Annotated in this window: 18 protein-coding genes, 1 tRNA gene and 1 pseudogene; 12 read left to right on the top strand and 8 right to left on the bottom strand. The window is 64.2% G+C overall.

Features of this window, described 5'->3' with window-relative positions:
• Positions 1-20 precede the first annotated feature (20 nt).
• The 3 genes from AC07Y0_RS16455 to AC07Y0_RS16445 are packed head-to-tail and all read right to left on the bottom strand — an operon-like array spanning position 21 to position 3,182.
• Positions 21-833 carry a cephalosporin hydroxylase family protein gene (locus tag AC07Y0_RS16455; RefSeq protein WP_498678804.1) on the bottom strand — a complete coding sequence of 271 codons (813 nt, stop codon included), beginning with the start codon at positions 831-833 and terminating at the stop codon, positions 21-23.
• 25 nt (positions 834-858) lie between these two features.
• Positions 859-1,950 (bottom strand): FkbM family methyltransferase, encoded by a 1,092-nt coding sequence (locus AC07Y0_RS16450; protein ID WP_498678803.1) that lies wholly within the window; start codon positions 1,948-1,950, stop codon positions 859-861.
• The gene (locus AC07Y0_RS16445; protein WP_498678802.1) at positions 1,947-3,182 is read right to left on the bottom strand and encodes an FkbM family methyltransferase; all 1,236 of its coding nucleotides are present in this window, start codon (positions 3,180-3,182) and stop codon (positions 1,947-1,949) included. The genes AC07Y0_RS16450 and AC07Y0_RS16445 overlap by 4 nt, the downstream gene beginning before the upstream one ends.
• A gap of 116 nt (positions 3,183-3,298) precedes the next feature.
• Here AC07Y0_RS16445 and AC07Y0_RS16440 point away from each other — a divergent pair, with 116 nt between their 5' ends.
• Genes AC07Y0_RS16440 through AC07Y0_RS16430 form a run of 3 tightly spaced genes read left to right on the top strand, consistent with a single transcriptional unit; the run spans position 3,299 to position 6,475 of the window.
• A complete protein-coding gene (locus tag AC07Y0_RS16440) occupies positions 3,299-4,195 on the top strand; it encodes an NAD-dependent epimerase/dehydratase family protein (RefSeq protein WP_498678801.1) in 897 nt (298 codons plus the stop codon).
• The gene (locus tag AC07Y0_RS16435; RefSeq protein WP_028738928.1) at positions 4,158-5,237 is read left to right on the top strand and encodes a radical SAM/SPASM domain-containing protein; all 1,080 of its coding nucleotides are present in this window, start codon (positions 4,158-4,160) and stop codon (positions 5,235-5,237) included. The genes AC07Y0_RS16440 and AC07Y0_RS16435 overlap by 38 nt, the downstream gene beginning before the upstream one ends.
• On the top strand, positions 5,234-6,475 hold the full coding sequence (locus AC07Y0_RS16430) for a glycosyltransferase (protein ID WP_498678800.1): 1,242 nt from the start codon (positions 5,234-5,236) through the stop codon (positions 6,473-6,475). The genes AC07Y0_RS16435 and AC07Y0_RS16430 overlap by 4 nt, the downstream gene beginning before the upstream one ends.
• Positions 6,476-6,495: 20 nt before the next feature.
• Here AC07Y0_RS16430 and AC07Y0_RS16425 read toward each other — a convergent pair whose 3' ends face one another.
• The 3 genes from AC07Y0_RS16425 to AC07Y0_RS16415 form a co-directional block, all read right to left on the bottom strand.
• Complete coding sequence (locus AC07Y0_RS16425) at positions 6,496-7,623, bottom strand: hypothetical protein (RefSeq protein ID WP_498678799.1); 1,128 nt, start codon at positions 7,621-7,623, stop codon at positions 6,496-6,498.
• Between the two features lie 169 nt (positions 7,624-7,792).
• Complete coding sequence (locus AC07Y0_RS16420; RefSeq protein ID WP_498678798.1) at positions 7,793-8,131, bottom strand: protein tyrosine phosphatase family protein; 339 nt, start codon at positions 8,129-8,131, stop codon at positions 7,793-7,795.
• 137 nt (positions 8,132-8,268) lie between these two features.
• A complete protein-coding gene (locus tag AC07Y0_RS16415) occupies positions 8,269-9,171 on the bottom strand; it encodes a DUF6030 family protein (RefSeq protein ID WP_498678797.1) in 903 nt (300 codons plus the stop codon).
• A 334-nt stretch (positions 9,172-9,505) separates the two neighbouring features.
• Here AC07Y0_RS16415 and AC07Y0_RS16410 point away from each other — a divergent pair, with 334 nt between their 5' ends.
• The 4 genes and pseudogenes from AC07Y0_RS16410 to lepA all read left to right on the top strand — a co-directional run bounded on the left by AC07Y0_RS16410 (position 9,506) and on the right by lepA (position 13,582).
• Positions 9,506-10,198 (top strand): SH3 domain-containing protein, encoded by a 693-nt coding sequence (locus AC07Y0_RS16410; RefSeq protein ID WP_498678796.1) that lies wholly within the window; start codon positions 9,506-9,508, stop codon positions 10,196-10,198.
• 96 nt (positions 10,199-10,294) lie between these two features.
• A pseudogene (locus AC07Y0_RS16405) lies at positions 10,295-10,930 on the top strand (integrase core domain-containing protein).
• Positions 10,931-11,208: 278 nt separating this feature from the next.
• Positions 11,209-11,730 (top strand): MarR family winged helix-turn-helix transcriptional regulator, encoded by a 522-nt coding sequence (locus tag AC07Y0_RS16400; protein WP_498678795.1) that lies wholly within the window; start codon positions 11,209-11,211, stop codon positions 11,728-11,730.
• Positions 11,684-13,582: a translation elongation factor 4 gene (gene lepA / locus AC07Y0_RS16395; protein WP_498678794.1), complete on the top strand. Its 1,899-nt coding sequence runs from the start codon at positions 11,684-11,686 to the stop codon at positions 13,580-13,582. Before AC07Y0_RS16400 ends, lepA begins: the two co-directional genes overlap by 47 nt.
• 304 nt (positions 13,583-13,886) lie before the next feature.
• On the opposite strand, the gene AC07Y0_RS16390 is transcribed toward lepA, so the two are convergent.
• Positions 13,887-14,261, bottom strand: a complete 375-nt coding sequence (locus AC07Y0_RS16390; RefSeq protein ID WP_498678793.1) for a hypothetical protein — start codon at positions 14,259-14,261, stop codon at positions 13,887-13,889.
• Positions 14,262-14,595: 334 nt separating this feature from the next.
• A tRNA-Thr gene (locus AC07Y0_RS16385) sits at positions 14,596-14,670 on the bottom strand.
• A 106-nt stretch (positions 14,671-14,776) separates the two neighbouring features.
• Here AC07Y0_RS16385 and AC07Y0_RS16380 point away from each other — a divergent pair.
• The 5 genes from AC07Y0_RS16380 (at position 14,777) to AC07Y0_RS16360 (ending at position 18,912) form a co-directional block, all read left to right on the top strand.
• Positions 14,777-15,076 (top strand): hypothetical protein, encoded by a 300-nt coding sequence (locus AC07Y0_RS16380; RefSeq protein ID WP_498678792.1) that lies wholly within the window; start codon positions 14,777-14,779, stop codon positions 15,074-15,076.
• 122 nt (positions 15,077-15,198) lie between these two features.
• A complete protein-coding gene (murA, locus tag AC07Y0_RS16375; protein ID WP_498678791.1) occupies positions 15,199-16,491 on the top strand; it encodes a UDP-N-acetylglucosamine 1-carboxyvinyltransferase in 1,293 nt (430 codons plus the stop codon).
• 155 nt (positions 16,492-16,646) lie between these two features.
• A complete protein-coding gene (locus AC07Y0_RS16370; RefSeq protein ID WP_454744430.1) occupies positions 16,647-17,084 on the top strand; it encodes a DUF2948 family protein in 438 nt (145 codons plus the stop codon).
• A 52-nt stretch (positions 17,085-17,136) separates the two neighbouring features.
• Entirely contained in the window at positions 17,137-18,435 is a 1,299-nt protein-coding gene (gene hisD / locus AC07Y0_RS16365) for a histidinol dehydrogenase (protein ID WP_498678790.1), read from the top strand.
• Between the two features lie 3 nt (positions 18,436-18,438).
• On the top strand, positions 18,439-18,912 hold the full coding sequence (locus AC07Y0_RS16360) for a UPF0262 family protein (protein WP_498678789.1): 474 nt from the start codon (positions 18,439-18,441) through the stop codon (positions 18,910-18,912).

Below are 18,912 nucleotides of genomic sequence, written 5' to 3'. Positions count from 1 at the left end.
GGACCGAATTTCGCCGAGGCTCAGACGCGCTTCAGGAAGCCGTCCGGCGAGGCGGTGATGGTGATCTTGTTCTCGATCGTCTTGTCATAGGCGAATTTCAGCGGCTCGCCGTCGCGCGCCGTGCGGCCTTCGCTCTCCAGCAGCTTCATGTATTCCCAGACTGCGGTCTTTGGGTTGTCGCCCTTGCCCCAGGGGCGGTCGTTGCACATGTCGGCCGGCAGGTCTTCGACGCCGGTGTCCCAGACGACGCAATAGGAGCCCTTCGAGGTGAGCGGCGCATAGAGCTCAAGCTCGGCGAGCACGTGTTCGTGCGTGTGGTTGGAATCAAGGAAGACCATGACCCGGTCATATCCCTCGGCATGGGCCTTGACCTGGGCGAAGACGTCGTCGGCGACCGAGGAGCCCTGGATGGTGTGGATCTTGTGGGTCAGCGGATGGGCTTCGATCGCGGCGCGGTTGTGGGCGCGGATGTCGATGTCGACGCCCACCACCTTGCGGCGGCTGGCCTTCGGATCGAGCACGGTGCCCGCCTGCACGGCGTCGCAATAGTCGAGCATGGCGAGCATCGATGCGCTCATCACCAGCGAGCCGCCATGGGCGATGCCGGTTTCGATGACCAGATCGGGACGGCAGGTCCAGATCAGTTCCTGGATCGCATAGGTATCCTGCGGGACCTGGATGATCGGCCGGCCGAGCCAGGTGAAATTCTGCGCATAACGGTGGCGGATCGATTCCCGCACCCAGATGTTCGACAGGCCGATGAAATCCCGGTCCTCGCCGATTTCCCGGATATTGTTGGCGACGTAGTCGCGGAAGTGTTCGACAGGATCCATGGGTAACTCCTCTTGAATGGCCGCTTCACTCTGTCCAGGCGTAAAGCACGGTTTCCATGAGTTGCGGGGAATGGTGGCGCAGGGCGAACCGGTAGTCCGGTACCAGCGATTTCAGGTAGCTCGAGATTTGCGGTATGTCGGACGGATAGTGATAGACGCAGATGGCGAGCTTTGGGCGGCAGCGCGCAATCGTCTCGGCCGCCCCCTGCAGCAGGGCCATTTCCATGCCCTCGACATCCGCCTTGATGAAGCTGGCCGGCGCGCCGTCCAGATAGCGGTCGAGCGAGGTCACGGTAACCGCACCCGCGCCTGCACCCGCCGTGCCGAGTGCCAGGCTCTGCAGCTGTCCGCTCTGGCTGGCGCTCGCCATCTGCGCCTCGCCGGCGCCAAGCCCGCTGCGGTTGATGACAATCGCCTGCGGATCGAGCGCCCATTCCTCGACGAGCCGATCCGTCCTCGCCTTCAGCGCGCGATGCTGGCGCGCACCGGGCTCGAAGGCATGGATCCTGGCGAACACGCCGTAATGCGTCCAGATGAAGCGTTCGACACTGTCGCCGACATAGGCGCCGGCATCGATGAAGATCTCCTTCTCCACGCCGCAGAAGCGCGGCAGGCAGAAATACTGGTCCTTCTCGAATACCGCCTCGCAATAGGATTTTTCGCCCGTCAGCATCGCGGCCAGGACGGCGCGCAGCACGTCGCGCGAGCGCTCGTCGTCGAGAAGCTCGTGGACCGCGGCAAAGGCCTCGAAATGCAGCGCGGCATAGAAGGCGTCGAAGGACAGGCCGGCGACACCCAAAGTTTCGAGCCTGGCGCTGACCGGACCGATCGCATGGCGCGCGGTGATGAGCGTCAGTTCCGGACCGATTTCGCCGATTGTTTCCGGCGCATGGACGGGTAGGCCCTGGAACTGGGTGCCCGCGCGTTCGGGATTGCCGTCGAAGCAGGCGACGAGGTCGAAGCCGTTGTCTTTCAGCCAGGAACAGGCCCAGGCGCCGAGAAAGCCGGTGCCGTAGATCGCCGTGCGCGGACGCTGCGGATTGGGCAGCGACAGCGCGAAGGCGCGGATATCGGCTGAGGTGCGGGCAAGCTGGTCGAGGCTCGGAATGATCGTCATTGCCGTTCTTCCGGTATGGCGTAGACGACCGCACCGGTGCCGCACCAGCTGTGCAGCCGGAACAGGAAACGGTAGCCGTCGAGATTGTCCATCAGCCAGGCGGGCGTGGCCTGGATCCCGTCGGCGTCATGATAGACGGTCGCGACGATGATCGGGCGATATTTGCGCAGGGTCGCGATGCCGCCCTTGAGGGCGCCAAGTTCTCCGCCTTCGAGATGCAGCTTCACGAAGCTCGGGGCAGCGCTAAGTGCGTCGAGCGTCTGGGTCACGCGTTCGTCCGTTCCGGTGGGTGAGATCTGCGAGGCATAGCCGAGGCCATCATGAAAGCGGACGGTTCGGCATTCGCTGTCGAGCAGTGCATCGCTGACGGTGATGCGGCTTCGCTGATCCGAGGCGAGGCCGTCGAGGGTCTGCTCGAGTACGGCGCGGCTTTCCTCGTCCGGTTCGATGGCGAGGATCGAGGCGAACTGGCCGTCCGTTTCCGCGATGAAGCGCGCCGTGACGCTGCCGTGATGGGCGCCGGCATCGAGCAAGCGCTCGTTCGGTCTGAGCACACCGAGGATCGGCGGAATGAAGAAGCGGTCGTCGATGGTCACCGGCGCGCCGTCGAAGCTCCATTCCTGCCGAAGGCGGCGCCAGGCGATGAACTGCAGATGATGCGCGCGCGACAGGTCGTCGTCCCAGGCCGAGAGAACCGCGCCGACGGCCGCGACGTCATCGTCGGAGAAGGGCTCGGCGAACCAGCCGTTCGACAGCGGGTGGCGGTCGCGGAAGGATTCTGCGATGTCGTAGAAGGGCACGATGTCGCGCCAGCCTGCAGCCGCAAGGGCGGCCTGGAGCGGGACATAGGGGCTGGTGACGATGCTGACTGCGAGCATGGCCCGGGCCTTCGTCTCGGCATCGACCGCGTCAGGATGGACGAGCCGGGTGCCGGCCCATTCGCCGCCAGCCGCCAGGGCCTCGGCATTGCGGTCGACGACCAGGTCGAAATCCTCGCCCACGGCGCGCAGGTGGTCGCGCGCCAGCCGCCCGAGATTGCCGGCGCCGTAGAGCGCCAGCGGCTGGCGCGGGACAACCGGGCCCGGCGTGCAGGTGTTGTCGGCGATGGCGCGAAGGAGGGCGAGCGACGCAGACCGGTCGGGCAGGGCGGCGAGGGCGCGCGCAACCACCGCCGGTCGTTCCGGCGATGCCACGACCGGCACCTGTGCCCCTGTCTGCTTGGCTTCGATCATTTCCGTCCGCAATTCGCCCGGCTCGTCTAAACTGTCATCCCGGATGATTCGAACAACCTGCCGGTCCGCCTGCCTTTGGTGCCATCTATCAGGCGTGACCTTTCCCGGAGCTTGTCATGACAAGGATCGTGTTGACCGGTGCCACCGGTTTCGTCGGCCGCCAGATCCATCGCCGGCTCGCCGAAGCGGGCCATGACGTCGTTCCGGTGCTTCGCCCCGGCAGCGCGGCACGCCTGCTGGAGGGCGCAAGGGCCGAGCATGCCATCCTCACGGCGGATCTCTTTGCCGAGACCGCCGACTGGTGGGCGGAACGACTGGAGGGCGTCGATTCGGTCATCCACGCCGCCTGGTATGTCGAGCCGGGCAAATATCTCGATTCCCCGCTCAATCTCGATTGCGTCACGGGAACGCTGGCGCTCGTCCGGGGCGCCACGGAAGCCGGAATCCGCCATTTCATCGGGGTCGGCACCTGCATGGAATACCGCCTGCCGTCGGAGCGGCTGACGATCCACGCGCCGCTTGAGCCTGCGACACTCTATGCGGCGTGTAAACTTTCCGTTTACCATATGCTGACAGAGTACTTCGCGACGACGGAGGCGACCTTCTCCTGGTGCAGGCTTTTCTACCTGCACGGCGAGGGGGAATATGCCGCCCGTCTCGTGCCTTATATCCGCGAACGGCTTGGTCGCGGCGAAGTCGCAAGACTTTCCGCGGGAACGCAGCTTCGGGACTTTCTCGACGTGCGGCAGGCTGGGGCGATGATCGCCGATGTGGTTGAGACAGGTCAGCCTGGCGCAATCAACATTTGTTCTGGTATCCCGACGACGATACGCCAGTTGGCGGAACGGATCGCCGACGAATACGGCAGGCGCGACCTGCTGGAGTTCGGAACGGCGGCGATCCATCCCTCCGATCCGGCGGCTGTGGTCGGTCTATGCAATGCGATCACTCCTACCCGAATGCCGGAGACGCTGAATGAAAGCCCAGTTGAAGCCGCGGATCAATCTCGATGACCGGACCCCGCTCGAGACCGTCATCCCGCTCGAAACGCCCTTCATCGTCTTTGTCGATCCGGCGAGTTCCTGCAATTTCAAGTGCACCTTCTGTCCGACGGGTCACCGCCAGCTGATCGCCGATACCGGCCGCTATCAGGGCGCGATGAAATACGACGTCTTCACCAAGACGATCGACGATCTGGCCGGCTTCGGCAAGCCGATCAAGGTGCTGCGCATGTACAAGGACGGCGAGCCCTTCCTGAACAAGCGCCTCGCCGACATGATCGCCTATGCCAAGAAGAGCGGCTATGTCGACTATATCGACACGACCACCAACGGCACCTTCCTGACGCCGGAGCGCCTCGGCCCGGTGATCGAGGCAGGTCTCGACAAGATCAACATCTCCGTCGACGGCATGACCCGGGAGACCTATCAGGAGTTCACCGGCTTCGACTTCGACTTCGACAAGTTCGTCGCCGGCGTGAAGTGGCTGGACGCCAACAAGGGCGACATGGAAGTGTCGATCAAGATCCCCGGCGAACTCATCACCGAGGCGCAGCGCCAGGAATTCTTCGACACCTTCGGCGATTATTGCGACCGCATCTTCATCGAGAACTTCGCTCCCTGCTGGCCGGAATTCGACGTCGAGGAACGCTCGGGCATCAAGATCGGCGAAGTCGGCATCTACCAGCAGGAACTGAAGCCGACCGATACCTGCCCCTATATCTTCTACGCCATGAGCGTGAACGCCGACGGCCTCGTCTCGTCCTGCTTCCTCGACTGGGGCCGTAAGCTCATCATCGGCGACGTGCGCACCACGCCGCTCAGCCAGATCTGGACCTCCGACGCGATGAACGCGCTGCGCCTGCAGCATCTCGAAGGACGCCGCTGCGAGAACAAGGTCTGCGGCAGCTGCGGCCAGCTCACGCACTGCCTGCCGGACAATATCGACAATCACCGCGAAATGCTGCTCGAGCGCTTCCGCGAGAAGGTGACGATCAACCCGGCCGTCAAGGCGCCGGGCGGTCTCAAGCCGATGGCCCCCATCGCCGCCGAATGAAGGTCTTGCACATCACGCCGCATCTCGGCGGCGGTGTCGGCAAGGCCCATGCGGCCATCCAGGGCGCGACCGACCCGGCGGTCGGGCGCGCCTATTATCTCCTCGAAGAACCCCGTGACCGCCGCTATGCCGACCTCGTCGAGCAGGCGGGCGGCCGCCTCCATCATGCCGGCCAGGGCGTTTCGCTCGCGCACCTGATCGAAGACGCCGACATCGTCCAGATCGAATGGTGGAACCATCCGCGCCTCTACCATCTGCTCGCCACCACCGAGCTGCCGCCGATGCGCAGCCTTTTCTGGGCCCATGTCTCGGGGCTTTTTGCGCCCTACATTCCCACCGGCCTGATCGCTGCCACCGGGCGGTTCGTCTTTACCTCTCCCTGTTCGCTGCAGGCACCGGATATCGCCACCCTACCGGGCGCGGCGCGCGCGCGTCTCGGTGTCGTCGGTTCGGGCTTCGGCTTCGAGGATGGACGCACCGCGGATGAGATGCCGGCGAGCGAGACGTCGGCAGCGATCGCCTATCTCGGCACGGTCGATTTCGTGAAGATGCATCCCGCCTTCTTCGACATCGTCGACGCGGTGGACCATCCCGATATCCGCGTCTCTGTCTGGGGTGGCTTCGACGTGCAAGGCGAGCCGGCCCGCCGCGCCAGCGCCATGCGGCATCCCGAACGGGTGCGGCTGGAGGGCCAGACGGCGGATCCGCGCGCCGCGCTGCAGGCTGCCGGCATTTTCTTCTATCCGCTCCGCGAGGATCACTACGGCACGGCGGAGAACGCCCTGATCGAGGCGATGTCGCTGGGGCTGGTGCCGGTGGTGCTGGCCAATCCAGCCGAAGAAGCCATCGTCACCGATGGCGTCAACGGCGTGGTCGCGGTCGATCCGGCCGATATGGCGGCAAGGCTCGGGCATCTGCTGGCGGAGCCGGAGGAGCGGACGCGCCTGTCCGCGGCTGCACGGGCGACGGCGCGCGACCGATACCAGCCGCGCCGTTCGGCCGGCCTGCTCGAAGAACACTATCGCGCGCTGATGGGCGAACCGAAGACACGCATCGATTTTGCCGGTGTGCTCGGCTCCAAGCCGGCCGACTGGTTCCTCTCCACGCAGCAGCGCGATCGGGAGAGCGGGACGGGACGGATGTTTGCTGCCGGCGGCGGCCTGTCGAAAGGCAGCATCGACCATTTCCTCGCGACTTTCCCGGACGATCAGGGACTTCTGGCGCTGTCGGCCCGCTGAGGGCCGACGAAGAAGCGGCCCTAGTCTTCCCGGATGGGTACGAAGTCGGTGATGACGAAGATCGGCGCGAGCATCGCGTCGACCACCTCATAAAATTCCTGGGCGGTCTGGGCATTGCCGATGAAGCGATCGACCAACAGCATCTGCGCATGCAGGCCGCGCCGGCTATCCTCCGGCGGCTGCGGGAAATATTGCGGCCGGAACTGTTCGGACAGCGCAATGCCGCCGGGCATGCGGCGGATCGCCTCGAAATAGGCCTGGCCCTTCTGCTGGAACGCCGCCTCGTCATGCTCGCGCATGCAGTCGATGACGCAGGCCTTGACGAAATCCTCGTTGAAGCCGGCCCAGCTGGCGCCGAGTTCGTGCAGCACGCGGGCCTGGACCTCGGCAATCGTGGCGGTGAGGCCGATGCGGGCGTCGAAGGGAAAACCCTCGAGCGCCGAGGGCACCGGCATGGGGCGGAACGGCGTGGCGCTGATCGCCGAAAGCGGCCGGTGCGACAGCAGCAGCCCCTGCGAGAAGATCAGCACGCGGGCCGCCCATTCCCATCGCGGCAGCGGCGTCAGCCAGCTGAGTTCGCCGCAGGAGGAGAGCACGGTTTCGAGCAGCGAGCGCCTGACCGTGCCGTGATAGAGGCCGAACGGCATGCGCGGCGTGTTCTGGCTGCCGGTCCACTGGAAGAAGGCTTCCAGCATGCGGGATTTTTCGATGTCGGCGAGATGGTGGACGATCGGCACAGCGACCGTGGCGCTGATCGTTCGTGGCGCTTCGGGCGCGATGGAAAACGCATTCCAGCCGAGCGTGTCGGCATCCGGATGCTTGTCCTCGGCATAGGCGACAAGCTTGGGCAGGTCGGGCTGGATCATGTCTTCGGGGCCTATCAGCGAGACCCAGTCACCCGTCGAGGCGGCAAGCGTGCCGATCCACAGGCTGGCGGCCGACAGTCCGGCCGGGGCGGTGGGCAGCACGCGCAGCCGCGGATCCTCCGCGGCGCGGGCCTCCAGATAGGGCCATGCGCCCGCGCGCACGCCGCAGGCGGCGACGATCACCTCGATGCTGGAATCGGGTTCCTCGAGCAGCCGGTTGACCAGATAGGTCGGGGCCGGCTGGCCGGGTTCGACGGGAATGCAGACGGATAGTTTGGGCATGACGGCCTCGCATAAATGCCCCTTCCGCGGGATCGTGCGCGGAAGGGGCTGAACAGGCGCTTCGGGCTGACCATACGACTGGCGAATCGTCGGGCACCGAGCTGCTTGTTTGCTTAAGCGGCCGAACTGGCGCGAGGCTTAGCAGTCGCGAAGCGGCGAGCCGGCCGCCTCAGCCACCGATCTGCTCGGCCATCTGGTAGAGGCCGGCGCAACGCGCGCCGGAGGCGCAAAACGCGAGGACCGGGCCCTCGGTTTCCTTGAGCAGGCCGCGCAGCTTGCGCGCCTGTTCCATCGGCACGGCCGAGCCGCCGACCGGCAGGTAGTAGGCCTTGAGATTGGCGGCCTTGGCGGCTTCCTCGATCGCCGAGAATTTCGGCTGGCCCCAGCCTTCGCCGTCCGGACGCATGCAGATGACCGCGGCATAGCCCGCCTCGGCCACCTGGCCGAGATCCGTCGGCTTCAGCTGGCCGGTGACGTGATAGTTGTGCGTGACGGGACGGATATGCATCGGCGGGATTCCTTCGCTGGCGGCTTGCGCATGGGTAGGAGGCCGAGCCTGACTCGTCCCGAGGGACGTACAGCCGACGACCTTTCGCCAAATACATAATGATAATCATATGTATATTCAAGCGCCGATGCCGGCCGCTATGGGGTCGGCGGGGAGGTGAGGGCCGGCCTCATCGTCTTGCGCGTTGACGGCGCGGGCGCGGGTGGGGCGCCGGGGTCCGGAGTGGACGACATAGGCTTTGTCGCCACGACATGCGGCCGCAGATATTCGGGAAGCCGGGCAATGACGGAGGGAAGCGGCAGCCATTGCAGCGTGTCGAAGTAGGCGCGGCTGCGCTTGACGGTCGGATCCTTCGAGGTCGGCAGGACGATCAGATTGTAGCTTCTGGGCGCGGTGAATTCATGGGTGAAGCGGAAGGACATGCCGAAGCGCACCGCGGTGAAATCCGCAAGCGCCTCGGCGTTGGCGATGGCGGGGGCAAGATCGAGCCACCGCGCCTGCTCGATCAGCTGTTCAAGCGCCTTGACCAGCAGGTGATGCACGGTCTCGCCGTCCTCGGTTTCCGGCGCGACCAGCTTCATGCGGATCGAGCCGACCTCACCCTCGGGCGTGCCCTTGGCGATGAAGAAGAACGAGGCGTTCTGGCGGCCTTCCTCCGTCGCCGGCAGAAGCGTCTCGGACAGGCATTCATAGGTCTTGCCGTCGAACTGGCTGGGTTGCCAACCGCCATTGTCGACGCCGGCCGCCTTGAAGGCGCCGCACAACTCGCTTCCGCTGGCCCTGACCTCGCGCACGAAGGCGCCGATCGCGGCGTTTTCCGGGCCGGCAAAGAACCGTGTGGGTATGGCGACTGCAACCGGCGCCAGCCGGCGGCCGCGCAGGGCGCGCGTCCCGCGCGGCTCGTCCGTCGCCGGTTCCAGCAGCCAGTTCAGGTCGTAGCGGTCGAGCAGGATGCGCAGGTTGCGCCGGTCATTGGCCAGCAGCAGCGTGGCGGCGATCGCCAGGGCAAAGGCGACGAGCAGCACGGCGAAGAGCAGCATCGCGCTCTTCCTCGGCGGCGCGGGCTTGGGCGGGGTGCCGCGCAGTCCGCTCGTATCCTTGTCGTCGCCCCTCGGCATGGAGACCTTTATTGCAGTGCGGTTGTGACCTGCTTATGCCACGAATTGGTTTGGGACACGTATACTTATCCTGCGAGTTTGTGACTTCGTGGCGAGGCTTGTCATCGCCATGCGTCGGCAGCGCCGCGGGCAGGGGCAATGTGCGCAAGCGTCCAATTCTGGGCACGCCATGGGAGCGGCGGCGTGGAACATTGACGAGGGGCCGGCCGGTTCCTTAGCTGGCCGCATTTCACGCCCGACCGGAGGACGCCCGCCCATGTTGAAGATCGATGTCCGCAAAGGACTGCTTGTCGCCGCCACGCTGCTGGTGGCGCTGCCGGCCCATTCCGCCGAGCCGGAGATCTGGACGATGACCACGCCCCAGGGAAGCTGCCGGCTCTCCTTCGAGGAGGACCCGGTCGCGGAAGGGGTGCTCTCGACGCTCTTCCATGACGGTTCGTGCTTCGACTTCACCAATCCGGTGACGGGCTATTCGATGAACAACGGCGATCACACGATCATCCTCTATTCGACGAAGGACGGCCTGACGATGGTCGGCCGTGCCGACCTGGAGGAGCCGGGACATTATGTCGGCGTGATCGGCGACGGCGAGGAACTGACGCTGGTCCAGGATGGCGGCAAGCCGGCGCCGCGTCCGGTGGCTACGCCCGCAGGCCCTTGCCCGGCCTATGTCGACGGCGGCTGCGCTCAGCCGAGCGACGTCGGCTCCCCGGACGTCGCCGCCGGCGTCACCTCGATCCAGGCGCTCACCCGCATGAACATCCGCGCCATGCCCGACCGTTCCGGCGCCGTGCTCGGCAAGCTCGAGCGGAACCAGTGCGTCACCGTCATCGGCTGCGTCGAGCAGAACGGCACCACCATCTGGTGCGAGATCGAGATGGGAACCTATCGCGGCTGGGTGCTGAAACGCGATGCCGGCAAGATCTACACCCGCAACGCCTGCGGCTGAGGCGAGGCAAAACCACTGATTCGAAAAGAGCATCGCGGCTTGTTTAGTCCCGTCATTTGGTGGTGCATTATTCAGCCAGGAATGGAGAGATGCGCTATGGGTCAAATTCTACACGGGAGCGCCCGCACGACGGAAGCAGTCCGTCGAGCGATACACATAGTCAAGAGAGCCTGAGGGTTCTGGCGAAACGCTATGGGATCAACCAGAAGACCGTAGCGAAGTGGAAGCGGCGCACAGCGGTGAAGAACCTGCCAACCGGTCCGAAAGGCGCGCACTCAACGATACTTTCAATCGAAGAAGAGGCAATCATCGTTGCTTTCCGCCGGCACACACTGCTGCCACTGGATGACTGCCTCTATGCCCTACAGGCCACGATTCCGCATTTGACCCGCTCGTCCCTCCATCGCTGCTTACAACGGCATCGAGCACAGGCTCACCAAAATCAAGCATCCCTGGACCAACGGCCAAGTCGAGAGAATGAACCGAACGATCAGAGACGCGACTGTCAAACGGTATCACGACGACAGCCAGGACCAGCTAGCCGCCCACCTCCATGACTTCGTCGATGCCTACAACTACGGCCGTCGGCTAAAGACGCTGCGCCACCTCCCACGGATTGATGACGTTCAGCCCGGCAGCCTCCATGAGCCTCTCTATTCCACCCGTTTTGTCTACGATGCCGGACCAGCTGAACATGGTCCCCCGCAGCGCAGTCGAGGCGGAGTTCACTGACACTTTCGCCAACGGATTTGACGTCGCCCGGATTTCCGATTGCGAGGCGGTTGATGGGCTAGAAACTCGAGCGTTTGTACGATGATTGCGCAAGCGCGTGATTCCATCGGCAAGATCAAGGTTCCGCGCATCGAGTACACAGGTGGATGTAATCCATTGTTGCCAATCTGTCAGGCAGCCGAGGTGGCAGGGCGCACGACATCGGCGAAAGCGGCACGACCTCTTGCAAACTGGTACGGAACCATCTAGTAAGGCGCCAAACTACATTGGATGTCGTCATGCTCAACGCCAAGAATAGATCGCTCTATGAAGAAGCCCTGCGCCGGGGCCGGACGGACTACCGGCAGATCAAGCTTTGCGGCGGGGTCCTCAGCCTTGCCTCCGCGATTGATGCCGATTGCGCTCGGCGGCTTGCCCGTCATCAGCTGTCAGACAGCAAGTTCGTCATGCTTATTGTATTGCATGAGGCGAAGGACGGCCTTGCACCCAACGAGCTTGCCACACGCTGCGGCGTGACGCGCGCCACCATGACCGGCCTGATCGACGGGCTGGAGCGAGATGGACTTGCCCGCCGGGATGCCTACGAGAAGGATCGGCGTAGCGTCAAGATCCGGTTGAGCGACAGGGGCGAGCACCTGGCACGCACCGTGTTCGACGAACATGCCGAATGGCTGGGCTCGGTCTTCGGTGGATTGGATCGGGAGCAGTCGGAGCTTCTGACCTCGCTGATACAGGCGATCTGGCAGAAGACCGATGCCGGGAAACTGGCTGCCGCCCCGCCGGGCGACGAGCTCGCTTGAGCAACTTCCTTTTCTTCTTCTTATGCTTCGACCGGATCAGACCCTCAGCAAGGCCCCACCCATGCCTCTCTCCGCCATTCGTAATTTTTGCATTATCGCCCATATCGACCACGGCAAGTCGACGCTTGCCGACCGCTTCATTGAAATTACCCAGACGGTACCCGGCCGTGACATGCACGAACAGTTGCTTGATTCCATGGATATCGAGCGGGAGCGCGGTATCACGGTGAAGCTGCGCACGGTGCGCATGCAGTATCGCGCGGCGGATGGCATAGACTACCAGTTCAACCTGATCGATACGCCCGGCCATGTGGATTTCTCCGCCGAAGTGAGCCGCAGCCTTGCGACCTGCGAAGGCGCCATCGTGCTGATCGATGCGACGCAGGGAGTGCAAGCCCAGACGATTGCCAACGTCCGGCTGGCGCGCCAACAAGGGCTGAAACTGCTGGCGGTTCTCAACAAGATCGACAGTCCGCTTGCCGATCCGCAGCGCATCATCCGCCAGCTTTACGATGTGGACGGTCTCGATCCGGATACGGTGATGCTGGTATCTGCGCGAAACGGAGACGGCGTTCGCGAGGTGCTGGAGGCGATTGCGACCACGTTCCCGCCGCCGGTAAGCCAGCAAGAGGTGCTGCGCGCGCTCGTCTTCGACAGTTACTATGATCCTTACCGCGGCGTGGTTCTGTCGGTCCGCGTGGTAGACGGCACCCTGGCCGCCGGTGATCGCATTCGCTTCATGTCGGCGCCAACCGGCTTCGAGGCCACCGAAGTCGGTATATTCAGGCCGGAGCTATTGCGCTGGAACGGGCTTTCGGCCGGAGAAGTTGGCTATGTCGCAACCGGCATCAAGGATCCGTCCTTCATCCGCCTCGGCGATACGCTGACCTTTGTGGACACGCCTGCACGTGATCCGGTTGCCAGCTACCGCCAACCCAAGCCCATGGTTTTTGCCGGACTCTATCCCTCCGGCGACATGACCATCAACACCCTGCGCGACGCAGTGCAGAAGCTCGCGCTCAATGATGCGGCCTTCCGTACTGAAGCTGAAGTCTCGGAAGCGCTGGGTGCCGGCTACCGCTGCGGTTTTCTCGGCATGCTGCATCTGGATATCGTCAAGGAGCGGTTGAAACGCGAATGTGGCGTCGATGTCATCACCACAGCACCGAGCGTCGTCTATCGGGTGACGTTGAAGAGCGGTGAAGTCCTGTTGATCGACAACCCCGCGCACTTTCCCAATCCCGAAGCGATCGCGATGGCTGAGGAACCCATGGTGTCAAGCATGATCCAGACGCCATCCGACTATATCGGCGCGGTGATGGAGTTGTGCGGCCGCAGCCGCGGGATCTTCGGCACGCTGGATTATGGCGATGACGGCTACGCTCGCATCGCCTACGAACTGCCGATGAGCCAGATGGCCTTCGGCTTCTTTGACAGCCTCAAATCGTTGACCCAGGGCTATGCCACGCTCGACTACGAGTTTTCCGATTACCAGCCGACCGATCTGGTGCGGGTGGACATTCTCATCGAAAGCCAGCCGGTCGACGCCTTTGCCTTTGTCACCGTCCGTGAACAGGCTTACGAGAAGTCCGCCGATATCGTTCACCGGCTAAAATACGTGATGCCGAAGAAGCTCTATCCCGTGCCGCTGCAGGCCGCCATCGGCAGCCGGGTGATTGCCCGCGAAGATATCCCGCCCTTGCGCAAGGATGCTCTGGCCAAGGGTTTCGAGGGAAGTGTCTCGGCAAAGCGCAGGCTCGCCAGGAAGGGCAAGGAGAACAAGGGCAGGCGGCACGGGCTTTCGCGCGGCGACATCCCGCAGGAGGCATTCCTGGCGATACTGGCGGTTTGAGCGCGGTGTGGAGATGATTCGTGTACTGAGGAGGCGCCCGAGCGTGCTCTCACGCCTGCGCACGATGCTGCTACTGCGGGCCAACTTGGCGGCGCGGGCGCTTTTACCTCTTCTCGGTTGTTCCATGACCGACGACCAAGAGCGCATTGTTGAATTTGATGTTCTGTTCGAATCCGTTGGCGGTTTGGGCTCGCATGCGACGGGGATGAGGAACATGTTCGGATCGGCCGGGCTCTTGCGATCACGCCCAAAGCCTCACCGAGGTGCAGATATGGGCAACTGCGGCAAGAATGGTCCCTGCCCTTCAGGCAAGAGGCGCATGGCGGACCAGTCCCGGGATCATTCCAGGGTGCGCCCGGCGTTCCTCGTTGCGGTGTCTCTTGGCCGCTGCGGCGCGGACGCTCGCGCTGAGGATTGCACGGATCAGCTTCGGCCAACTCGGGGACTCTGGGTTGAGCTTCAGGTCGACGTTATTCCATTTCAAGACTTCCTCGGCTTCAGTTCGGGCATAGCCAAACGGGTAGCCTCGAGCGATCCCTTGCTGATTGACGTGGTCCATGTTGTCGGTCAGCCGTTGATAGCCTTCAAGCTCGTCGTCGGTCATTCCCTCCAGACGGACATCATTGTCCTCATCCAGGAGGTGGGCGAAGTAAACGTCCTCGACGTGCTTGATTCGCACGTCAGACAGCTCGGGGAGCGCGGGCTCTCGCTGCCGGACCAAGGTCGCCCATGCTCTTCAAAGCGCTCGTCCACTTCGGCCGAAGCTTTCCTCAGCTTCTTGAGCACATCCTGATAGTCCCGGATCTCAAGTGAGAACGTTTCTTCGGTCTTCGGATACGATTTTTTGATGTCGCGGGGGGATGGAGCATCTGTACCAGTGGACGTTTCCACGCTTGGTCAGACGAGAGGGCAAGGGCATGTCGTTCATCGCTCCGCTGTAGCCGTGAGCTGTAACAAACGGAACTGTAACCCATTGATCTTGCGCTAAGTCCTTGTGAATAAACAAGGAAAAATGGTGCTGCTAGAGAGACTCGAACTCTCGACCTCTCCCTTACCAAGGGAGTGCTCTACCACTGAGCTATAGCAGCTTGCGAGGCCCGGTGCATTTGCGCCGTCTCAAGCGAGCCGCCTATTGCCACAGCTTCCGGGGGGATGCAAGCCGCAAAACGAACTTCGCTTGAAGAAAACCATCTCATGCGCAGAACACTTCCGGAAAAGGTGGATTTCGGCTATCACCCCGGCATGGACAAAGAGCGGGACGAATTAAGGCCGGGGGCCGAGGCGGGCGAGGGGGCAGGGGATGCCGCCGCGAGCGGTGGCGAGCGCGGCCTGCGCCACGCCGACATCGCGGCCGCGCAGCGCAAGGCGCGGGCGGCGAACACGCTGAGGGAAAACCTCCTGCGGCGCAAACTGCAGCAGCGCTCCCGCCGCCAGGGCCAGGCCGACGAGACGGATGGCCTGCCTGCCGCAAATTCGCCGAATCGCGATGATTAACCGTTGCTGAACCGGTGAATTGAACCCGCCGTGCTTTTCGTCTAAAGACCCCACCCGGCCGGGTGGCGGATTTTCCACCCATTATCAGGAAAGGCGGGTCTTGACCCGTAGCGTAGGCTTACATGGATCGTATCAGGATTGTCGGCGGCAACGAGCTCAACGGGGTAATCCCGATCTCCGGCGCCAAGAATGCCGCTCTGCCCCTGATGATCGCCTCGCTGCTGACCAGCGACACGCTCACCCTGGAAAACGTGCCGCATCTCGCCGACGTCGAGCTTCTGCTGCGCATCCTCGGCAATCACGGCGTCGACGTCTCGGTCAACGGCCGGCGCGAGCGCCAGGGCGAGGGCTATTCGCGCACCATCCATTTCACCTGCCGCACCATCGTCGACACCACCGCGCCCTACGAGCTGGTCTCGAAGATGCGCGCCAGCTTCTGGGTCATCGGCCCGCTGCTCGCCCGCGAGGGCAGGGCGCGGGTCTCGCTGCCGGGCGGCTGTGCCATCGGCACGCGTCCGGTCGACCTGTTCATCGAGGGCCTGACCGCGCTCGGCGCGACCATGGAAATCGACAGCGGCTATATCAATGCCACGGCGCCGAAGGGCGGCCTGATCGGCGGTACCTATACCTTCCCCAAGGTTTCGGTCGGCGCGACCCATGTCATGCTGATGGCGGCCTCGCTGGCCCGCGGCACGACGGTGATCAACAATGCGGCGCGCGAACCGGAAGTGGTCGACCTTGCCAACTGCCTGAACGCCATGGGTGCGAAGATCTCCGGCGCCGGCACCTCGACCATCACCATCGAGGGCGTGCACAGCCTGTCGGGCGCCCGCCACCGCGTCCTGCCGGACCGCATCGAGACCGGTACCTATGCCATGGCGGTCGCTATGACCGGCGGCGACGTGACGCTCGAGGGCACCGATTTTGCCCTGCTCGACACAGCGCTGGACGCCGTCCGCCGCGCCGGGGCCGAGATCACGGTCACGCCGTCGGGCCTACGCGTCGTCGGCCACGGCCATGCCATCCGCCCGGTCGATGTGGTGACCGAACCCTATCCCGGCTTCCCCACCGACCTGCAGGCGCAGTTCATGGGCCTGATGACGCGCGCCAACGGCGTTTCCCACGTCACCGAGACCATCTTCGAAAATCGCTTCATGCATGTGCAGGAACTCGCCCGTCTCGGCGCGCGCATCACACTCTCCGGCCAGACGGCGCGGATCGAGGGCGTGACCCGCCTGCGCGGTGCGCCCGTCATGGCGACCGACCTGCGCGCCTCGGTGTCGCTGGTCATCGCCGGCCTTGCCGCCGAGGGCGAAACCACGGTGTCGCGCGTCTATCACCTCGATCGCGGCTTCGAACGGCTGGAAGAGAAGCTGACCCGCTGCGGCGCGGTGGTCGAGCGCATCACCGACTGAGTTTCTTGAGGTCCGGCTGCCTGCGACCGGTTGCCTCTTGCATTGCGGCGACCTATGTCGAAAGGATGATGCGTGATCGGTGCGGGCCAGGCGTCAGCCTTTCCTCCTTCACCCGGTCTCGCGCGTGATCTGCTGGCCAATCGGACAATGATGACATGACAAGCCTGAAGCTCCTTGCTCTCGACACCGACGACCTTGCGGTCATGTCCGCCCACATGCAGGACGCGGTGTTCAAGGTCGCCGACATCACCTTCCAGGCGCGGCCCGGCCTGTTTGCCCTCGCCGTCAACCGCTTCGTCTGGGAAGGCGCGGGCGCAAAGCGCCGGAGCTACGAGCGCCGCCGCGCCATGCTGTCCTTCAAGCGCGTGAGCGCCGTGCGCTCCATGGGCTTCGACCGCCGCAAGGGCGACGACGTGCTCTCGCTGCTTGCCATCCGCTTCCGCATGGAGGGCGAAGGGCCGGAGGGTGTGGTCGAACTCGTACTGTCGGGCGGCGGCATGATCGCGCTCGATGTCGAATGTATAGAAGCACAGCTTGCAGATACCGGCGGAGCATGGGAAACCAGCCACAAGCCCGGTCATCCGGGCAATTGACCGGCTCGGCCGGAAAAGTGCGTGAAGGCGGGGCAGGAAGGAAGCAGGGGACGTGGCGATCTGGTTGGATCAGGCATCGGAAGGGTTTGGCGAGACGTTTGCCGCCTTCCTGACGACGAAGCGCGAAGTGTCGGACGACGTCAACGACGTGGTGAGGGCGATCATCGCCGATGTCCGGGCGCGCGGCGACGCGGCGCTGGCCGAATATTCCCTGCGTTTCGACGGCATTGATTTCTCCCATACGCCGATGCGTGTCACGCCGGCGGAAATCGACGCGGCGGCGGCCCAGGTCTCGCCCGAGGTGATGGATGCCCTGCGGCTTGCGGCCGAGCGCATCGAAAAACACCATGCCCGCCAGATGCCGAAGGACGACATCTACGAGGACGCGCTCGGCGTCGGGCTGGGCTCGCGCTGGACGGCGATCGAGGCGGTCGGCCTCTATGTGCCGGGCGGCACGGCAAGTTATCCGAGTTCGGTGCTGATGAATGCCGTGCCGGCGAAGGTCGCTGGTGTGGAGCGCATCGTCATGGTCGTTCCGGCCTCCGGAGGCGCGATCAATCCAACGGTCCTTGCGGCCGCCAAGATCGCCGGCGTCGAGGAGATCTACCGGATCGGCGGCGCCCAGGCGGTGGCGGCCCTCGCCTACGGCACCGAAACCATCGCCCCCGTCGCCAAGATCGTCGGACCTGGCAATGCCTTCGTCGCCGCCGCCAAGCGCCATGTCTTCGGCACGGTCGGCATCGACATGATCGCCGGGCCGTCCGAAGTGCTGGTGATCGCCGACGCCAACAACAATCCCGACTGGCTGGCCGCCGACCTCCTGGCCCAGGCCGAGCATGACCCGGGCGCCCAGTCGATCCTCATCACCGACGACGCCGAACTCGGACACGCGGTCATGGCTGCCGTCGAGCGGCAGCTGAAGTCGCTCAGCCGCTCCGAGACGGCCGCCGCCAGCTGGCGCGATTTCGGCGCCGTCATCCTGGTCAAGTCGCTTGCCGACGCCATCCCGCTCGCCAACCGAATCGCCGCCGAGCATCTGGAGCTCGCCGTCGACGATCCGGATGCGCTGATGGCCGGCGTGCGCAATGCCGGCGCGATCTTCGTCGGCCGCCACACGCCCGAAGTGATCGGCGACTATGTCGGCGGCTCCAACCACGTTCTGCCCACCGCGCGTTCGGCGCGCTTCTCCTCGGGCCTCTCTGTACTCGATTTCGTCAAGCGCACCTCGATCCTGAGACTGGGACCGGAACAGCTGCGCAAGCTCGCCCCGGCGGCGATCGCGCTGGCGAAAAGCGAGGGGCTCGATGCCCATGCGCGCTCCGTCGCCATCCGGTTGAACCTCGAAGGCTGACCGATGGCGAAGGGCGACTTCCGGCTCTGCGATGTTGTGCTCGACGAGACGATCGGCCGCTCGACGCCGGACGTCGAACACGAGCGCGCCGTCGCCATCTTCGACCTGATCGAGGAAAACACCTTCGAGCCGGTCGGCCACCCGGGCGGCCCCTACCGGCTGCTGCTGTCGCTGGTCGACAGCAAGCTGGTCTTCTCGATCAAGACCGAAAGCGACGAGGCGGTCGCGACGCACATCCTGTCGCTCACCCCGTTCCGGCGGATCATCAAGGACTACTTCATGATCTGCGAGAGTTATTACGAGGCGATACGCTCCTCGACGCCGTCGCAGATCGAGGCGATCGACATGGGGCGCCGCGGCATTCACAACGAGGGTTCGCAGACGTTGATGGACCGGCTGTCGGGCAAGATCAAGCTCGACTTCGACACGGCCCGCCGGCTGTTCACCCTGGTCTGCGTCCTCTATTGGCGCGGGTAG

The sequence above is a fragment of the Allorhizobium sp. GW101-3B10 genome (genome assembly GCF_059424725.1).
This window is presented reverse-complemented; position numbering and strand designations above follow the sequence as displayed.